This is a genomic window from Undibacterium sp. Ji83W (assembly GCF_049340385.1).
In the GTDB taxonomy this organism is placed as follows: domain Bacteria; phylum Pseudomonadota; class Gammaproteobacteria; order Burkholderiales; family Burkholderiaceae_D; genus Undibacterium.
In genome coordinates this window covers 1-308 of record NZ_JBMPOZ010000077.1, presented here as the reverse complement: position 1 = coordinate 308, position 308 = coordinate 1, and the positions used below count along the sequence as shown (strand labels likewise).

At 50.6% G+C, this 308-nt stretch carries 1 protein-coding gene; it reads left to right on the top strand.

Features of this window, described 5'->3' with window-relative positions:
* Nucleotides 1-3: 3 nt before the first annotated feature.
* Nucleotides 4-308: GTP-binding protein (locus tag ACO0LD_RS31815; RefSeq protein WP_423013546.1), on the top strand; the 305-nt coding region annotated here is incomplete at its 3' end.

Below are 308 nucleotides of genomic sequence, written 5' to 3'. Positions count from 1 at the left end.
AAAATGGCAAAAGGTAAGTTCGAGCGCACCAAGCCGCACGTCAACGTCGGTACAATTGGCCACGTTGATCACGGTAAAACTACACTGACAGCAGCGATTGCAACAGTCCTGTCGAAAAAATTCGGCGGCGAAGCTAAAGCATACGACCAGATCGATGCAGCACCAGAAGAAAAAGCGCGCGGTATTACAATCAATACAGCCCACGTTGAGTACGAAACAGCTGCTCGCCACTACGCCCACGTTGATTGCCCAGGCCATGCTGATTATGTTAAAAACATGATTACTGGCGCGGCTCAAATGGACGGCGC